At 62.1% G+C, this 15,865-nt stretch carries 17 protein-coding genes and 2 pseudogenes; 10 read left to right on the top strand and 9 right to left on the bottom strand.

Features of this window, described 5'->3' with window-relative positions; all coding sequences use genetic code 11:
- The 3 genes from DDF70_RS30895 to DDF70_RS39365 form a co-directional block, all read right to left on the bottom strand.
- The coding region (locus DDF70_RS30895; RefSeq protein WP_114948489.1) for an IS6 family transposase at nucleotides 1–375 on the bottom strand (375 nt) is incomplete at its 3' end.
- Nucleotides 376–709: 334 nt separating this feature from the next.
- Complete coding sequence (locus DDF70_RS30890; protein WP_114948488.1) at nucleotides 710–991, bottom strand: hypothetical protein; 282 nt, start codon at nucleotides 989–991, stop codon at nucleotides 710–712.
- 223 nt (nucleotides 992–1,214) lie between these two features.
- Nucleotides 1,215–1,421, bottom strand: a complete 207-nt coding sequence (locus tag DDF70_RS39365) for a GcrA family cell cycle regulator (RefSeq protein ID WP_114948487.1) — start codon at nucleotides 1,419–1,421, stop codon at nucleotides 1,215–1,217.
- A gap of 443 nt (nucleotides 1,422–1,864) precedes the next feature.
- Between DDF70_RS39365 and DDF70_RS30880 the strand changes: the two genes are divergently transcribed.
- From DDF70_RS30880 to DDF70_RS30855, 6 genes are all read left to right on the top strand, one after another.
- Nucleotides 1,865–2,761, top strand: coding sequence for a LysR family transcriptional regulator (locus tag DDF70_RS30880; protein WP_114948486.1), 897 nt, complete (start codon nucleotides 1,865–1,867; stop codon nucleotides 2,759–2,761).
- 93 nt (nucleotides 2,762–2,854) lie between these two features.
- A complete protein-coding gene (locus DDF70_RS30875) occupies nucleotides 2,855–3,331 on the top strand; it encodes a formate dehydrogenase subunit gamma (RefSeq protein WP_114948485.1) in 477 nt (158 codons plus the stop codon).
- Nucleotides 3,328–4,884, top strand: coding sequence for a formate dehydrogenase beta subunit (locus tag DDF70_RS30870; protein ID WP_114948484.1), 1,557 nt, complete (start codon nucleotides 3,328–3,330; stop codon nucleotides 4,882–4,884). The genes DDF70_RS30875 and DDF70_RS30870 overlap by 4 nt, the downstream gene beginning before the upstream one ends.
- Before the next feature lie 13 nt (nucleotides 4,885–4,897).
- On the top strand, nucleotides 4,898–7,741 hold the full coding sequence (gene fdhF, locus DDF70_RS30865) for a formate dehydrogenase subunit alpha (RefSeq protein ID WP_114948483.1): 2,844 nt from the start codon (nucleotides 4,898–4,900) through the stop codon (nucleotides 7,739–7,741).
- Nucleotides 7,728–8,570, top strand: coding sequence for a formate dehydrogenase accessory sulfurtransferase FdhD (gene fdhD / locus DDF70_RS30860; protein ID WP_114948482.1), 843 nt, complete (start codon nucleotides 7,728–7,730; stop codon nucleotides 8,568–8,570). The genes fdhF and fdhD overlap by 14 nt, the downstream gene beginning before the upstream one ends.
- Nucleotides 8,567–8,845 carry a formate dehydrogenase subunit delta gene (locus DDF70_RS30855; RefSeq protein WP_114948481.1) on the top strand — a complete coding sequence of 93 codons (279 nt, stop codon included), beginning with the start codon at nucleotides 8,567–8,569 and terminating at the stop codon, nucleotides 8,843–8,845. The genes fdhD and DDF70_RS30855 overlap by 4 nt, the downstream gene beginning before the upstream one ends.
- Nucleotides 8,846–9,264: 419 nt before the next feature.
- Here the strand turns inward: DDF70_RS30855 and DDF70_RS30850 are convergent, their stop codons facing one another.
- The gene (locus tag DDF70_RS30850) at nucleotides 9,265–9,528 is read right to left on the bottom strand and encodes a hypothetical protein (RefSeq protein WP_114948480.1); all 264 of its coding nucleotides are present in this window, start codon (nucleotides 9,526–9,528) and stop codon (nucleotides 9,265–9,267) included.
- Between the two features lie 82 nt (nucleotides 9,529–9,610).
- Nucleotides 9,611–9,958, bottom strand: a complete 348-nt coding sequence (locus DDF70_RS30845; protein WP_114948479.1) for a hypothetical protein — start codon at nucleotides 9,956–9,958, stop codon at nucleotides 9,611–9,613.
- An 81-nt stretch (nucleotides 9,959–10,039) separates the two neighbouring features.
- On the opposite strand from DDF70_RS30845, the gene DDF70_RS30840 reads away from it, so the two are divergent.
- Both DDF70_RS30840 and DDF70_RS30835 read left to right on the top strand, forming a co-directional pair.
- Complete coding sequence (locus DDF70_RS30840) at nucleotides 10,040–10,630, top strand: transposase (protein WP_245435710.1); 591 nt, start codon at nucleotides 10,040–10,042, stop codon at nucleotides 10,628–10,630.
- A 113-nt stretch (nucleotides 10,631–10,743) separates the two neighbouring features.
- Nucleotides 10,744–11,148, top strand: a pseudogene (locus DDF70_RS30835) (IS6 family transposase); the annotation flags it as partial.
- On the opposite strand, the pseudogene DDF70_RS30830 reads toward DDF70_RS30835, so the two are convergent.
- Nucleotides 11,119–11,442: pseudogene (locus tag DDF70_RS30830) on the bottom strand (IS5 family transposase); the annotation flags it as partial. The pseudogenes DDF70_RS30835 and DDF70_RS30830 overlap by 30 nt on opposite strands.
- Before the next feature lie 574 nt (nucleotides 11,443–12,016).
- On the opposite strand from DDF70_RS30830, the gene DDF70_RS38885 reads away from it, so the two are divergent.
- Nucleotides 12,017–12,148, top strand: a complete 132-nt coding sequence (locus DDF70_RS38885) for a hypothetical protein (RefSeq protein ID WP_281024408.1) — start codon at nucleotides 12,017–12,019, stop codon at nucleotides 12,146–12,148.
- 410 nt (nucleotides 12,149–12,558) lie between these two features.
- Here DDF70_RS38885 and DDF70_RS30825 read toward each other — a convergent pair whose 3' ends face one another.
- Nucleotides 12,559–12,711 (bottom strand): histidine kinase, encoded by a 153-nt coding sequence (locus tag DDF70_RS30825; protein WP_114948490.1) that lies wholly within the window; start codon nucleotides 12,709–12,711, stop codon nucleotides 12,559–12,561.
- A gap of 243 nt (nucleotides 12,712–12,954) precedes the next feature.
- On the opposite strand from DDF70_RS30825, the gene DDF70_RS30820 reads away from it, so the two are divergent.
- Nucleotides 12,955–13,233, top strand: coding sequence for a hypothetical protein (locus tag DDF70_RS30820; RefSeq protein ID WP_114948478.1), 279 nt, complete (start codon nucleotides 12,955–12,957; stop codon nucleotides 13,231–13,233).
- 259 nt (nucleotides 13,234–13,492) lie between these two features.
- On the opposite strand, the gene aqpZ is transcribed toward DDF70_RS30820, so the two are convergent.
- Nucleotides 13,493–14,245: an aquaporin Z gene (aqpZ, locus tag DDF70_RS30815; protein ID WP_114948477.1), complete on the bottom strand. Its 753-nt coding sequence runs from the start codon at nucleotides 14,243–14,245 to the stop codon at nucleotides 13,493–13,495.
- Nucleotides 14,246–14,761: 516 nt separating this feature from the next.
- Nucleotides 14,762–15,817 (bottom strand): IS110 family RNA-guided transposase, encoded by a 1,056-nt coding sequence (locus DDF70_RS30810; RefSeq protein ID WP_114948476.1) that lies wholly within the window; start codon nucleotides 15,815–15,817, stop codon nucleotides 14,762–14,764.
- Between the last annotated feature and the right edge of the window lie 48 nt (nucleotides 15,818–15,865).

Below are 15,865 nucleotides of genomic sequence, written 5' to 3'. Positions count from 1 at the left end.
CTTCAGTAGACGCTTCAGCAAGCGCTTGGCGGCCTTGGTGTCACGGCGTGTCTGGACGATCTCGTCAAGCACATAGCCGTCCTGGTCGACGGCCCGCCAGAGCCAGTGCTTCTGGCCCGCGATCGTGATCACGACCTCGTCGAGGTGCCAGATGTCGCGGCGGCTCGGCCTCTTGCGCCGGAGGCGGCGCGCGTAGTCCGGCCCGAACTTCAGCGCCCAGCGCCGGACGGTCTCATAGGAGACGACGATGCCGCGCTCGAGCAGCATCTCCTCGACCAGTCGCAGGCTCAGAGGAAAGCGAAAATACAACCACACTGCATGGGCAATGATCTCAGACGGGAACCGATGGCGCTTGTAGCTGACAGACTTGGTCATGCCGGCCCGTCTACACAGTCGCAATCAATCCCGAGTTAACGTGACAACGCCGGAAAGCCAGTGACCTAAGATCTCGCGTGTACCACGTCAATACCAGGGGCAAACGTCATCTTCTATTGGAAGTGCTCTTGGAAGTGCTCTTGCCTTCCAATGACTTTAGAATGGGTTCTGCAGTATTGTTTCTTCCAGACATCGTGAGAGCAATGAGCCAGCGCCAAGGTCGCTAGGAGCCACGGCTGGCGGGCTGAAAGAGTCGGACTCGCAGACTGCAGCTGTCTGCGAGCATTCCGTCGTCGTTCAAGCCGTATCCGTTGAGCAAACGCAGGAGGGGCGGTTAAGCTGCCAGCGCGGTGCGTGAAGCGGTGATCTGGAACAGGTAGAACCCGTTGAACCGCACACCAGCCCGGGCTGCCCGTTCATCAAAGCCTGCAGGGCTTTCGTCCAAGGGTCGCAGCGTCTGCTCGAACCTCCAGCCTCCCGGACCAAGAAACTCGGGAACCGGGCGATCCTCCGGCACGGCACAGAGAAGTTCGGGCCGCGGCCTGTTGCGGAACAGGTTATAGGTGCAATCCCGTGCGTGTGCTCTGGCCGGAGCCAGCTGCTGACTGGATGACATGAGGACCCCGAGCCGGCGCCTTCAATCATTTGCTCATGCACCGCGCCTGAGGTCTGCTTTACACCAGACAGAGGAATTTAATATTACCCTTGCGGAGTATCGACGGCAGGCGGATCGGCCAGAAGAACAGGTTCCGTTGCTTCTGCCGAGGAGCCGTCCAGCCAGTGTGTATGCAGAAACACTGATCTGCTCATGGAGTGGTGATCTGCAGTTCTCACGTAGATCATTTTCCGGCACTGGATTCGGACACCGACGGCCGCGCGTAGACCAGCCGCCGGTGCCAGGGGCACCAGCTCGAGCCCTCCTGCGTCTCACTTCCGCAGAAGATTGTTTTGGACTGCCCGTCCGAGACGATGAAGCGACATTGCCGCGCCCGGAGCTTGAACAGGGTGGTTCGGGTCTGTAGCGATGGCTCACTGATCTCAGGCATGGCTCTGACATCCAGTCCATGGACTAGAGGTCAACACGAGGAGGGGCCGGGAGAGTTCCACGCCTTTCTGAACTATCAACAGATAGCTTGTCATGGAGCGAGAACTGCTAACCGCTGGGACTGGGGCTTGGTTCGGGATCCAGCCGATCGCGGACACGTTGCTTCGGGATCTTGACTTCCGGACAAGCCCCTCCTGTGCTTGCGATCCCAGATGATCTCGCACCGATAGGCAATCTGAAATACGTCGCTTGTGCCCGGAATTGGGTCAAGTTCGCCAACACCGGATCTGAAGATTAAGAGGAACTCAGAGGGGAGCAAGAAGGCCCTAGCCTCTACTTACGCCGGTGAGAATTGACACACCTTGAACCTCTGGCGTTGATCGTGTCATGCATCTGAACGCCGATCGGATACGCGTGATATTATTCTTCTGCTGGGTTGCGTCTATGCTCGACAAACTGAATTTCCTGATCGCTGTCGCCCGTGAGGAGAACTTCAGTCGCGCTGCGGAGGCGTGCAATGTCACACAGCCCACTCTGTCGGCGGGCATCAGGCAGTTGGAGGAGACGCTCGGTGTCCTTCTCATCAACCGGACCTCGCGCTATCACGGACTGACACCTGAGGGGGAGCGGGTGCTGGAGTGGGCGAAGCGGCTCGTCGCCGATGCCCGCGCCATGCGGCAGGACATCCAGAGCCTGCGGCAAGGCTTGGTCGGCCATCTCAAGATCGGTGCCATCCCGACCGCCCTCGCCATGGTCTCCAGTCTCACGACACCTTACCGCGCCAAGCACCCGGGAGTGCGCTTTACAATCCTGTCTCGCACATCAACCGAGGTGCTCGAGATGTTGGATAACCTGGAGATCGATGCGGGCCTGACCTATCTCGACAACGAACCACTTGGCCGTGTGCGCACCATACCCCTTTACGCTGAGCATTACTGCCTCCTGACGTCCGAGAGCGGAGCACTCGGCGACCGAACCAGCGTGACCTGGGCTGAAGTCGGGCGAATTCCTCTGTGTCTGCTCACGCCCGATATGCAGAACCGCCGGATCATCGACGGTCTTCTCCGGGCTGCTGGCAATGAACCCTCCCCTACCCTGGAGTCGAACTCAATAATTGTGCTGTTCTCCCATGTCAGGACAGGCGAATGGGCCACGATCATGCCCGAGAAGCTCGCGAACACCCTAGGGCTGACAGAGAGGCTCCGCTCCATCCCAATTGTCGAGCCTGATGCAGTCCATCGCGTTGGATTGGTGGTCCCGCAGCGTGATCCGATGACGCCGATCACGGCAGCCCTCGTGAATGAGGCCAAGCGGCTGATGGCAAAGCTCGGCCCAGATTGATAGATTTTTTCTATCAGACTATGGGACAAGTGCCTTGTAAAGCGGGAGTCTCTTTGCCACCCTGGCCACAATAGAAGAATTCCAGGGGAGCCAATGGCCCAATACGCTCAATGGGATAGCCAACGCGCCAGCGAGATCGTGACGGCACACGTCGGCCACGATGGCGCGACCCTCCCAATCCTCCACGCCTTGCAGGAAGAGTTTGGTTTCGTTTCAGACGAAGCCATTCCACTGATCGCATCCGCGCTCAATCTTTCCCGGGCAGAGGTGCATGGTGTTGTTACATTCTACCATGATTTCCGCCGCAATCCGCCTGGTCGTCATGTCCTGAAGCTCTGCCGGGCCGAGGCGTGCCAGTCTATGGGTGCTCCTGCCCTCGCAGGTGCCTTCCTCCGTCGTGAAGGCGTGGAATGGGGTGAGACCACTTCGGACGGGGCGTTGACCATCGAGGCTGTCTATTGTCTCGGGCTCTGCGCCTGCGCCCCAGCCGCCCTCTATGACGATGAGCCGCTCGCCCGTGTCGATCAGACCAAGCTCGAAACCCTCTCTCGGGAGGCGCGGCGCGCATGACCCGGATCTTCGTTTCCCAGGATGCAGCCTCGCTGGCCCTCGGCGCGTCCCGGCTTGCCAAGGCAATAGCCGAGGCGGCTTCTCAGCGCGCGCTTCCCTTGGAGATCATCAGGACTGGCTCGCGCGGCCTCTTCTGGCTCGAGCCTCTGGTCGAGGTCGAAACCGATCAAGGCCGCATCGCCTATGGTCCGGTCCAGCCCTCCGACATCGCAGGCCTCTTTGGGGCAGACTTCCTCACAGGCGGCGACCACCGGCTCCGCATCGGCCGGATGGAGGATGTGCCCTATCTGGCCCGACAACAACGGCTCGTCTTCTCCCGATGCGGTGTGATCGATCCTGTCTCGGTTGCGGACTACCGCGCCCATGGCGGCTTTAAGGGCCTTGAGCGGGCGCTTGCGCTGTCCTCCATGGAGATCGTGGACGAGGTGAAGCTCTCGGGGCTGCGCGGACGCGGCGGTGCCGGCTTTCCGACCGGCATCAAGTGGAGCACGGTTTTGCATGCCGAAGCGGACCAGAAATATGTGGTCTGCAATGCCGATGAAGGCGACAGCGGCACCTTCGCCGACCGGATGCTCATGGAGGGCGACCCCTTCACTCTGATCGAAGGCATGATCATCGCCGGCCTGGCGACCGGCGCCACGAAGGGCTTCATCTATATCCGCTCGGAATATCCGCACGCCTTCCGCACCATGAATGCGGCCATTGCAGCTGCAACGCAGGCTGGATATCTCGGCTCCTCCATCATGGGCTCGGGCCGCGCCCTCACCCTTGAGACGCGGCTCGGCGCCGGGGCCTATATCTGTGGCGAGGAAACCTCCCTTCTGGAAAGCCTTGAGGGTAAGCGCGGGGTCGTACGGGCCAAGCCTCCCCTGCCCGCCATCAAGGGCCTGTTCGGCAAGCCGACCATCGTCAACAACGTGCTGTCCTTTGCCAGCGTGCCTTGGATCCTGGAGCATGGGGCGAAAGCCTATGCCGATTACGGCATGGGTCGTTCCCGCGGTACGTTGCCGGTGCAGTTGGCTGGCAACGTGAAGCGCGGCGGCCTCATCGAGCTCGCCTTTGGCGTCACCCTGCGCGAGCTGATCGAAGAATTTGGCGGCGGCACCTTCACGGGCCGTCCTGTCAAGGCGGTTCAGGTCGGCGGCCCGCTGGGCGCCTACTTTCCGGCCCATATGCTCGACATTCCGATGGATTACGAGAGCTTCGCGGCCGAGAAAGGCCTGGTTGGCCATGGCGGCATCGTGGTGTTCGACGACAGCGTCGATCTCTCGCAGCAGGCCCGCTTCGCCTTCGAGTTCTGCGCCAAGGAAAGCTGTGGCAAGTGCACACCCTGCCGCGTGGGCGCCGTTCGCGGGGTCGAGGTGATGGACCGCATCATCGCCGGCATCGAACCTGACAAGAATTTCGAGGTGCTGGAGGATCTCTGCCAGCTCATGACCGATGCCTCGCTCTGCGCCATGGGCGGGCTGACACCGGTGCCGGTGATGAGCGCGCTCACCCATTTCCCCGAAGATTTCGACAAAGCGCCGCGTATGCCCGCGGCGGCCGAGTGATGGAGCAGTTCCGGTGGCTTTGATTCAGGAAATCGATTACGGCACGCCGATCGCTAAGACGGACAAGCTCGTCACGCTGACGATCGACGGGCAGCCGATCACTGTTCCGGCCGGCACTTCCGTCATGGCGGCCGCGATGATGATGGGGACCCAGATCCCGAAGCTCTGCGCCACTGACTCGCTCGAGCCCTTCGGCTCCTGCCGCCTCTGCCTCGTGGAGATCGAGGGCCGACGCGGCACGCCCGCCTCCTGCACCACGCCCGCCGAGGAAGGTATGGTGGTTCAAACGCAGACGCCAAGGCTCGCCGATCTGCGCCGCGGTGTGATGGAGCTCTATATCTCCGACCATCCCCTCGACTGCCTGACCTGTTCGGCCAATGGCGATTGTGAATTGCAGGACATGGCCGGCGCTGTCGGCCTGCGGGAGGTGCGCTACGGCTACGAAGGCGAGAACCACCTCAAGGCCCCGAAGGACGAGTCGAATCCCTATTTCACCTTCGAGGACTCCAAATGCATCGTCTGCTCCCGCTGCGTGCGAGCCTGCGAGGAGGTACAGGGTACCTTCGCACTCACCATCCAGGGGCGCGGCTTCGATTCCCGCGTCTCGCCGGGCGGAATGGACTTCTTCGGCTCTGAATGCGTGTCCTGTGGTGCCTGCGTGCAGGCCTGCCCGACGGCCACCCTCAACGAGAAGAGTGTCATCGAACTCGGCACGCCCGAGCATTCGGTGGTGACCACCTGCGCCTATTGTGGTGTCGGCTGCTCGTTCAAGGCGGAGATGAAGGGCGAAACCGTCGTGCGCATGGTGCCTTACAAGGATGGCAAGGCGAACGAGGGACATTCCTGCGTCAAGGGTCGCTTCGCCTGGGGCTACGCGACCCACAAGGATCGCATCACCAAGCCGATGATCCGTGAGAAGATCACGGATCCCTGGCGTGAGGTCTCATGGCACGAGGCGCTGGCTCACGCGGCCGGCGAGTTCAAGCGCATTCAGGCCAAGTACGGGCGCAACTCGATCGGCGGCATCACCTCCTCCCGCTGCACCAACGAGGAGACCTTCCTGGTGCAGAAGCTGATCCGGGCCGGCTTCGGCAACAACAACGTCGACACCTGCGCCCGCGTCTGCCACTCGCCGACCGGCTACGGCCTGAAGACGACGCTCGGGACCTCAGCCGGCACGCAGGACTTCGCCTCGGTGGCGGAAGCCGATGTCATCGTTGTCATCGGCGCCAATCCGACCGACGGGCATCCAGTCTTTGCATCCCGCATGAAACGCCGCCTGCGCGAGGGTGCGCGCCTGATCGTCATCGACCCGCGTCAGATCGACCTTGTGAAATCCCCCCACATCGAGGCCGATTACCACCTGCCGCTAAGGCCTGGAACGAACGTGGCGATGATCAATGCTTTCGCCCATGTCAGCGTGACGGAGGGCCTGATCGATGAGGACTATGTGCGCGAGCGCTGCGACCTCAGAGACTTTGAGGCCTGGGCTCGCTTCATTGCCGAGGAGCGCAACTCGCCGGAAGCCGTTGAACACCTGACGGGCGTCCCGGCAGCCGACGTACGGGGCGCAGCCCGCCTCTTCGCCACCGGCGGCAACGCGGCGATCTACTACGGGCTCGGCGTCACGGAGCACAGCCAGGGCTCGACCATGGTCATGGGCATGGCGAACCTTGCCATGGCGACCGGCAATATCGGCCGGCCGGGTGTCGGCGTGAACCCGCTGCGCGGCCAGAACAATGTGCAGGGCTCCTGTGACATGGGTTCGTTCCCGCACGAGTTCTCCGGCTACCGCCACGTCTCGGACGACGCGACGCGGCAGATGTTCGAAACCTTCTGGGGCGTGGAACTCGACAGCGAGCCGGGCCTGCGCATTCCCAACATGCTCGACGAAGCGGTCACCGGCTCCTTCAAGGGTCTCTACATTCAGGGCGAGGACATCGCGCAGTCGGATCCCGACACCCAGCACGTGACGGCTGGCCTCAAGGCTATGGAATGCGTGGTGATCCAGGACATCTTCCTGAACGAGACCGCCAAATACGCCCATGTCTTCCTGCCGGGCTCCTCCTTTCTCGAAAAGGACGGGACCTTTACCAACGCCGAGCGGCGCATCAACCGGGTGCGCAAGGTGATGAGCCCTCTAGGCGGCATGGCCGATTGGGAGGTGACGATCGCATTCGCTGAGGCCCTCGGTTTCCCGATGAATTACGGGCATCCAAGCGAGATCATGGACGAAATCGCGCGGCTCACCCCCAGCTTTGCAGGTGTGTCCTATGAGAAGCTGGAGATGCTCGGTTCGATCCAGTGGCCCTGCAACGACGCTGCGCCCGCGGGTACGCCGATGATGCATGTGGACCGCTTTGTGCGCGGCAAGGGCAAGTTCATGATCACCGAGTTTGTCCCCACGGAGGAACGGACCGGACCTCGTTTCCCCTTGCTGCTGACGACCGGCCGTATTCTCTCGCAGTATAATGTAGGAGCCCAGACACGGCGCACGGCCAACAGTCTGTGGCATCCCGAGGATGTGCTTGAGATTCATCCCTTCGATGCTGAAAGCCGTGGCATCCTCGATGGCGACCTCGTGGCACTCGAGAGCCGATCTGGCGATATCTCACTACATGCCCAAATCAGCGAGCGGATGCAGCCGGGCGTGGTCTACACCACGTTCCACCATGCTAAGACAGGGGCCAATGTCATCACCACGGACTATTCGGACTGGGCGACGAACTGCCCCGAATACAAGGTGACGGCGGTTCAGGTCCGCAGGACCAACAGGCCATCCGACTGGCAGGCGCGGTTCTACGAGGAGGACCGGGCCCTCAAGCGGATCGAGACCGATCTCGATGCGGCCGAGTAAGCGGGGCTCTTCTTTGCCGGCAGTGGTGGAAGCCTCCGCGACGATTGTGAGCTTCGAAGGAGGCCACTGCACACCGGACGCGCGCGCCGTCCCGTCCGAGGTTCCGGTCAATATCGTCTACGGCGGCATCCCGTTTGCCGTTATGATGGCGACGCCCTCCGATCTTGAGGATTTTGCGGTCGGCTTCAGCCTGACGGAGGGCATCATCAAGAGCCTCCAGGATATCAGAAGCATCGCAGTGCAGACGCACGAACGCGGCTTGCGCCTGACGATCGACCTCACGTCGCAACGGCTTCACGAACATCTGGCGCGAAAGCGTGCCCTGTCGGGCCGCACCGGGTGCGGCCTGTGCGGCATCGACGATCTGGCCGCCTTGCCCCAAGCACACCTGCCTAAGGGCGCCGCCCCCAGCCTAACGGCGTCCGCCATTCATCGGGCGCTGAATCAACTCGACCAGGAGCAGCCTCTCAATGAGATCACCCGCGCCGTCCATGCCGCCGCCTGGGCGGATCTCGATGGAAAAGTTGACATCGTCCGTGAGGATGTAGGCCGGCATAATGCCCTCGACAAGCTCATAGGCGCGCTGTGCAGCAATGACATTAACTCCGATCAGGGCTTTGTCATCGTAACCAGTCGCTGCTCCTTCGAACTGGTCGAGAAAGTGGCCGCATTCGGTGCCCGGACACTCGTGGCCATCTCGGCTCCCACTTCGCTGGCCCTTGAGCGTGCAGGACAGCTCGACATTACCCTTGTGGGGATCGCACGGCGCGATGCGATGACAGTCTTCCATGGTCTGAAGCGCATTCGTTCACAGGACGCACTGCTATGAACACCGATAAGCTCATCCGCATGGCCAATCAGATCGCGGGCTTCTTTCGCTCTTACCCGGAGTCGCAGGCCGTGGCCGGGATCCACGACCACCTCGTTGCCTACTGGACGCGCGGCATGCGGGACAATGTTCTAGCTTATGCGGATCGCGGAGGCGAAGGGTTGGATCCGCTCGTCGTCAAAGCGCTGCGGGCATTCACGACGGGACACAGCCCAATCGAGAAGGAGATCGCTGGCCCAGAGAAGGTCGGACAATTAGGGAGTGATGCTGGATAGCAGTAGCCACAGGTATCAAACCAAAATGAGTTTGATTTCCATCCTGCTCGAACTTCGTTCCCTTATGTGGACGCCTTGGTCTGTGCTTTGACCGAGCCCTTCTGTCAGCTCAGACGATCATGAAGCCAGAATCTTCGCCGGGCTATAAGCTGGGGCTGATTAGCCCTGCCGCGGTTCAATACCGGTCATTTTCATTGATTTTGTAGCACTATGGGTCAAGGCAGCAAACCTGCGCACGTGCGCATCCTCGCTCTAACCCAGCCTTGGCCGGCCGAAACGTGGAATTTTCGACTCCGGTGAGCGATCTACATCTCAGATGTGCGTTGTTCCCTTGGCCACGAGAGCCCTGGTTGAGGTATGAGACAGCGCCCAGCCGGGGCGCTTTCATCAGCGGTATCCACAGTGAACTCGGTGCACTGTCACGCGCTTGAGGAGGCGGTCTGCCGGTTGTTGGTCCTCACCGGCGGATGCCCGAGCCAAGCGCACACCTCATCCAGAGATGAGAAATCATGCTCGATCTCCCGGAAGGGCGAGGGCCGTTTGCCTCGCGGCAGATCCTCGAGCAGTTCGGCCGTCCAGGTATAGGGTTGGCGCGAGCCGTTCCTGACGACACTGGCAACAATCGTGTCATCCAGGAAGAGGTCGTAGGCACCGGGCGCGAGCTGGATCAGATGGTAAGTCATGTTGGGTTCTTAGCAGAGGCAGGCGGTTGATCAATCCACGCATCAGCCGTGGCGATGGCGGTAGGACAATCCGACCCTCCTATCAGAGCCGGATGCTGGTTGGGTGACCATCTGGTCCGTGGTGCCTGGGCTGGGGCGGCCTGAGAGCCGTGCTGCTCACCAAGGTGCCGGAGGCCAGCGGCGAACGACGATCATCCATGACCTCAGCCCCTCCCCGCAAGCGGCGCTCGATCAGCCTCTGCGACTCCTTGAGGAGGGTTGCGCGATCAGGCGCGAGGAGAATGGTCGGCCGGTGTCCCTGACGCGCCACGAAGGAGACCCACCCGGCCTGCGTCGGGCCGAACTGGATCCGGTGCTCCAGGAATTCAAGCTCCTCGAGCAAGCCAGGGGCGTGGAGAGCGTGAGAAACGAGGTCGTCCTGAGCCGCCATCGCTCAAGCCTCACACTCGGGGGCTCGGTTGCCCAGCAAGGTTGTGGACGCACCCGAGACAAGGCTCGCGAATAAGGGGGCTTGATCCGGCGTCTGAAGGCCGGCTGGCACAGGAGCGATCGGCTGCTGTGCCTGGACTGGACCCTGCTGCGGCTGTTTCCGCCGCTGCGGGCGACGTGGGCGCTCAAGGGCACGCAGGCGGTGGTGCCGATCACCGGATGCAATGCCAAGCGGGTTCTGTTTGGGGCCATCGACCTGCGAAGCGCTCATCGGGTGGTGCTGATCCGCAATCGCGCCGCTCAGGCCGATGCCCAGGCGTTCCTGCGCGCTCTGCGGCGCCTATACCGCAACGCTGGCTGGCTCTGGCTGCTGACGGACCGGGCCAGCGCCCACATCGCCCCGCAAACCCTGGCGCTGGCCACCCGGCTGCGGATCGGCTTCGTGTGGTTGCCCCGGCAGGCGCCCGAACTGAGCCCGATGGATCAACTCTGGCGCGAGCTCAAGCGGCTGATTGCGGCCAACCGACAGGCAGCCTCCATCGATGCTCTGGCCGCCGATGCCGCGGCCTGGGTTCTGACGCTGACGCCGCAGCAGGCGCGTCGTAAGGCTGGTATGGCATCCAAACACTTCTGGCTCCGAAAGCTGTTGCAGAACTTTTGGCGACCTACTTAGCACTTGAGCACTTCAGTGATGGTCGCCCCTACGAAAATAACTTCTTATTGTGCTTGTTCAGGGGTGATGTCACGATAACTTTTGGTCAGGGCCTCTGCGGTAGGAACGGTAGCATTACCAAGTCTGTCAGCTACAAGCGCCATCGGTTCCCGCCTCAGATCATCGCTCATGCCGTTTGGCTGTACTTCCGGTTCCCTCTGAGCCTGCGGCTGATCGAGGAGATGCTGCTCGAACGCGCAATCGTTGTCTCCTATGAGACGATCCGGCGATGGGGCAAGAAGTTCAGTCCGGAATATGCTCGGCGCCTCCGGCGCAAGCTGCCACGCCGGACTGACATTTGGCACCTGGATGAAGTGGTTATCAGCATCGTTGGTAGGAAGCATTGGCTGTGGCGCGCCGTCGATCAGGATGGCTATGTGCTCGACGAGATCGTCCAAGGCCGGCGCAACACCATGGCGCTGAAGCACATCATCACTCAGCTTGAGATCCCCCTTTCGGCGAGCCCCTGCCGCCTTCTGGTGCGCCCGCACGCTCGTGCCATCGAGGAACACCATGCCGAGCTGGATTCCAGATTGCTGAACAAGGTTCAGCAAGCGCTCCCAGACGCCAGCGCGTGCCCAGCGGATGAAGATCTGGGCGGCCCGCCACCAGGGTCCCAATTCCTCCGGGACAGCCCGCCACTTGGCTCCGTTCTGATGCCGCCACAGGATAGCCGAGAGGGTGCGCCGCAGGTCCTGTGGCGGGGTCTTGCCTTTCGGCCGGCACGCCTCAATCAGAGGCTCCAGAAGAGCCCATTGCCCGTCGCTGAGCATTGCTCCTCCTCATCGCAGAGGAGCAAAACGCAAGTCGATCCAATCAGTTCAAGCGACAACACGCCCTAGCGGGATGGTAGGCCGGGACCAGCTCGAAAGGCTGCCCGGCCTTTTTCATTGCATAGGATAATGGGTTCTGGCGGGGTCGGAGGTGCTATTGCGCCTGTAGGAGGAGTTCACAGAGGGGAAGTTTCTCGTAAACCTCGCGGTATGACGATGCATGAATGCCATCCGCCATAGATCCGGCCCTTGCGACACCGAAATGCTGGGAAGATGGTAGATTCACAAATGACAAATTCTGCTGGATTCGCCATGGCCGCCTGAGCCTGCATGGCAGCTCGGTCCCGCACCGGTTCCGTCAAGCGGCGGCTGCGGCTTGTCTCTGCAAGGGATCAGCCCCTTGCGGAGGCCATCATGCACCAGGGTCAGTGGACAATCAGGCGAGGCTGGATCGACGGCCCGAGTGCACAGACGCGCTGGGACAAAGCCTATCAGCTGCTCGTGGAGGACGCGCCAGCACGGCCAAGCTGTGATCGGGGCGATCACCCAAAGCCCGGGCGACAGGAGAGCCACCATGCCGATCGCAGCCGCCTATGCGCGCGAGTCAACCCAGCGTCAGACCGAAGTTCCTGGCGCTGTTGCTTGGACCTCGCAGCATGGCGTCTGTTGCATCTCCGGGTTGACCAACCGCAAGCATGTCCTGTGATCTTACACATCGAAGCAGTGCCAACAGCGTGCTGACAATGATGCCCAGGAACTCCTGCTCAGTTTAACCTGGGTGAGAGCCATCGCTCAGCAACAGGTTCATTGTCAGGTGCGGGTTGGGACCAATCCCTCACCGGCCCGCTCCTGAAACGGAATACGATGAAGATGACTCCCTCACCGGTGCTCGCCAGTGGGGGAGTTTTCTATGGGGCTGCAAGCCTATCAAGACTGACCCAAGCCTGATCCCCGGCCGGGCTTACCCCGAGTGATCGTCAATCGGCGCCGACCGTCGGCCAGTCATGGGAGAATGCAATGCCTTGGCTGAGTGACGCAGAAAGGAAATTCAGTCAGGTCATGATCAGCGCCGATGCTATTGATCCTCACGAAAGCCCCGGTTCTTCCCCATTGGCGTCAGCGCCTGGGAGCCGGCAGGCGGTCGGGAGGAATTGGGATCGTGATCTCCCGCATGTCGGGCTGGATTAGGGTCGCCAGCGCGACCATGACGGCAAAGCCGAGCCCGGCCAAGATGACCAGGATGACAAGAATCCGGACAAGGGTGGGCACGGGCGCCTCTTCAAGCTCTCCTGCATTGCTTACACGTTGGTGAACTCGCCGGGATGAAGATAGACCGAAAGCCGTCGCCCTTAGGGCGTTGGCCTTCCGCATGCCGAGCCTGCGCTTGGACGAGCCGGGCCGGAAGCGCAGTCTGGCGAACAAGTCCCCTGCTGTCCTGATCCGCAGACGCCTCTGGATCGTTGACCTGTCAGCTTGCCTGGAGTTGTGAGAATCGTTCACGGGAGGAAGCGGATGCCTGTCTTCATGCGTGAGTTGGCCTTTGCCGCGGATCGCCCGATGGAGAACGCGGGCGACTGGTGGCACTTGGTCCTCGATACCGACGCGCCAGGGCTTTATGTGGAACACACCTGGATCCATGCGAGCCCCCATGCGGATGGCGAGACAACGCGTGGTACGCAGCGCTTCGGGATCAACGACTTTCTCACTCTGGCCGAGGGGCAGCCGGCACATCCGATGCTGACGAGCGCCCTCAAGGAAATGTTCCGCGAGGGAGCCCCCACCTCCGCGTAGCGTCGTCATCAGCAGTGCCTTCCGCACGCACACCAATAGGCGCGGCCGATCCGACTTGGGCCCCTCAAGTCGAGGCGACTGTCATCATCGGATCGCGCTCATCCGCATTGGGATGAGGACGCCGTCTGACGGGCCCGTGACGCGTGTCGGCCGGGAAGCGACCCACGGCCGGTCCGATCTCCGAGAGGTGTCGGCGATAATGGTCAGAACCTGCGCGACTATTGCCGTCTCCCGTGCGCGAGCGCCCTCCCGTTCGTTTTCACTCCGCCGGGGCAGCAGGCGCGATGCCCGTGACCTGCGCCGAGGGCTCCTCGCTGAGCCAGCGGTAGAGCACGCCGCCAAGTGCTCCGCCGATCAGCGGTGCCACCCAGAACATCCAGAGCTGCGCCAGGGCCCAGCCTCCGACAAACAGGGCCGGGCCAGTGCTGCGGGCCGGGTTCACCGAGGTGTTGGTGATCGGGATGCCCACGAGATGGATCAGGGTGAGACTGAGGCCGATGGCGATGGGCGCGAAGCCCGCCGGCGCCTTGCCGTGCGTCGCCCCCATGATGATGAACAGGAACATCATGGTCAGCACTACCTCGGCGATGAAGCCCGAGATCATGCTGTACTGGCCGGGCGAATGGGCGCCGTAACCGTTGGCAGCAAAACCCTTGGCCAGATCGAAGGTGGGCGAGCCGGTCGCGATGGCGTAGAGCGCCGCCGAAGCGATTACCGCGCCGACCACCTGCGAGATCACGTAGGGCAGGACATCGTGCCTGGGGAAACGCCCGCCCGCTGCCAGCCCGACGGTCACGGCTGGGTTGAGGTGGCACCCGGAGATGTGGCCGATGGCGTAGGCCATGGTGAGCACGCTCAGGCCGAAGGCGAGCGACACGCCAAGCAGGCCGATTCCAACGTCCGGGAAGCCGGCGGCGATGACTGCGCTGCCGCAGCCGGCGAAGGTGAGCCAGAAGGTGCCGATACCCTCCGCCACGCATCTGTGAATGTTCTGACTGTTGTGCAGGTCCATGGGCTCCTCCCTGGGTTTACGAAAAACCATTAGGTTACTGGAGGGGCGTCGACAGAAGAATCGATCAAAGCAGGCCCGTCGGCGCCTAGGTCTGACGCAGGACTTTGGATAACTGCCAGTAGAATATCCCCTTCCGCCAAGACAGAAAAGCTGGCTGGAACGGTTCAGCCCAATCCGGGTGGAGGGTCCGTTCAGGGTCACGCACTGACGATTCCCTGCCCTTCAGGAACGTCCGCAGTTCCCTGCCGGAGCTGACATTCAGCTTACTTCCGAGACGTGCCAAATGTATGGTCCGGCCGTGCGTCGCAAGATGAATTTGGCAGACTGACGAACGTGAGAGCTGCATCAATGTATTAGGCCTCTGTGTAGAGCCTTTTGCTCTGGGCCAGCATGGGTATCCGCGCGCATCCAGGACTCGCTAGGCGAAAGACCTCGGCGGGACAGCCGCTGATTAGATCATCGACTTCATCGTCGTCTCCTCAGGGCTGATGGCTATCGATTGTGTCTGAAGCGCTCTTACGCGGCATGAGAGACGCTCCTTGGCTGGTACGCATGGCCTCGGGCCAGCACCGCCCAGGCGATGCGGGCGAGCTTGTTGGCGAGCGCGATCACCAGCATGTTGCGATGCAGCCTCCGGCCCGCGGTCTCGATCCAGGGCCACAGGCCGAGCCTTGCCCTATGCGGGCGAGTCACCAGCACGATGTGAGCCGCCTGCACGAACAGCGTCCGCAGATACGTGTTGCCGCGCCTGGAGATCTTGCCCAGGATCGTGCGGTCGCCGGTTGATTCCTGCTTCGGCACCAGCCCGAGCCAAGCGCCGAAGTCCCGCCCCTGTTTGCACCCAGCCCCGGTGCCAATCGCCGCCACCATGGCGGATGAGATGATCGGCCCCACGCCCGGCACGCTCATCAGGCGCTGACAATGCTCGTCCTGGGCAGCGAGCGCCTCGATCTCAGCCGAGACATGGGCGATGCGCTCATCCAGCCGATGCCAGTCCTCCATCAGATCAGTGATGAGGCGCACCAGCCGGGGCGAGAGGGCGTCAGAGGACGAACCCAGGATGCCAGGCAAGGCCTGCCGCAAGGGCGCAAGCCCCTGGCGCACGGTGAGGCCGCGCTCGAGCAGCAGGCCACGGATCTGGTTGGTCACGCCGGTGCGCTGGCTGACCAGGCGCGAGCGCACCCGATGCAAGGCGAGCAGGTCCATCTGGTCTGGGGTTTTGATCGCCACGAACGACATGGTCGGCCGTTGCACCGCCTCCGCGATCGCCTCGGCATCGCGATAATCGTTCTTATGCCCTTTGAGGAACGGTTTGATGTATTGGGCCGGGATCAGGCGCACGTCATGGCCGAGCGCTTGGAGCTGACGGCCGATGTGATGGGCTCCGGCACAGGCTTCCATGCCGATCAGACACGGCGGAATGTGGGCCAGGCGCTGCGGGAGCTGGGTACGGGAGAGCTTGATGCGCAGCACGATGGCGCCACGTTCATCCTGACCGACGAGATGGAAGCTGTTCTTGCCCAGATCGATGCCCAGGGTGGCAATGGCGGCAGAGAAAGAAGACCGTGACATGGGACGTGCTCCTTGCGTGGCTCGAAGCCCCACAGCTTACGAACAAGC

Source organism: Microvirga calopogonii (assembly GCF_003347665.1).
Taxonomy (GTDB): Bacteria; Pseudomonadota; Alphaproteobacteria; order Rhizobiales; family Beijerinckiaceae; genus Microvirga; species Microvirga calopogonii.
This window is presented reverse-complemented; position numbering and strand designations above follow the sequence as displayed.

Excerpts from the sequence above, each read along its gene's own strand:
- DDF70_RS30855 (WP_114948481.1), top strand. The coding sequence starts at position 8,567 with ATGAACACCGATAAGCTCATCCGCATGGCCAATCAGATCGCGGGCTTC.
- DDF70_RS30820 (WP_114948478.1), top strand. The coding sequence starts at position 12,955 with ATGCCTGTCTTCATGCGTGAGTTGGCCTTTGCCGCGGATCGCCCGATG.
- DDF70_RS30810 (WP_114948476.1), bottom strand. The coding sequence starts at position 15,817 with ATGTCACGGTCTTCTTTCTCTGCCGCCATTGCCACCCTGGGCATCGAT.
- DDF70_RS30890 (WP_114948488.1), bottom strand. The coding sequence starts at position 991 with ATGTCATCCAGTCAGCAGCTGGCTCCGGCCAGAGCACACGCACGGGAT.
- fdhD (WP_114948482.1), top strand. The coding sequence starts at position 7,728 with ATGCGGCCGAGTAAGCGGGGCTCTTCTTTGCCGGCAGTGGTGGAAGCC.
- DDF70_RS30850 (WP_114948480.1), bottom strand. The coding sequence starts at position 9,528 with ATGACTTACCATCTGATCCAGCTCGCGCCCGGTGCCTACGACCTCTTC.
- DDF70_RS30880 (WP_114948486.1), top strand. The coding sequence starts at position 1,865 with ATGCTCGACAAACTGAATTTCCTGATCGCTGTCGCCCGTGAGGAGAAC.
- aqpZ (WP_114948477.1), bottom strand. The coding sequence starts at position 14,245 with ATGGACCTGCACAACAGTCAGAACATTCACAGATGCGTGGCGGAGGGT.
- DDF70_RS30870 (WP_114948484.1), top strand. The coding sequence starts at position 3,328 with ATGACCCGGATCTTCGTTTCCCAGGATGCAGCCTCGCTGGCCCTCGGC.
- DDF70_RS38885 (WP_281024408.1), top strand. The coding sequence starts at position 12,017 with ATGCCGATCGCAGCCGCCTATGCGCGCGAGTCAACCCAGCGTCAGACC.
- DDF70_RS30875 (WP_114948485.1), top strand. The coding sequence starts at position 2,855 with ATGGCCCAATACGCTCAATGGGATAGCCAACGCGCCAGCGAGATCGTG.
- DDF70_RS30845 (WP_114948479.1), bottom strand. The coding sequence starts at position 9,958 with ATGGCGGCTCAGGACGACCTCGTTTCTCACGCTCTCCACGCCCCTGGC.
- DDF70_RS39365 (WP_114948487.1), bottom strand. The coding sequence starts at position 1,421 with ATGCCTGAGATCAGTGAGCCATCGCTACAGACCCGAACCACCCTGTTC.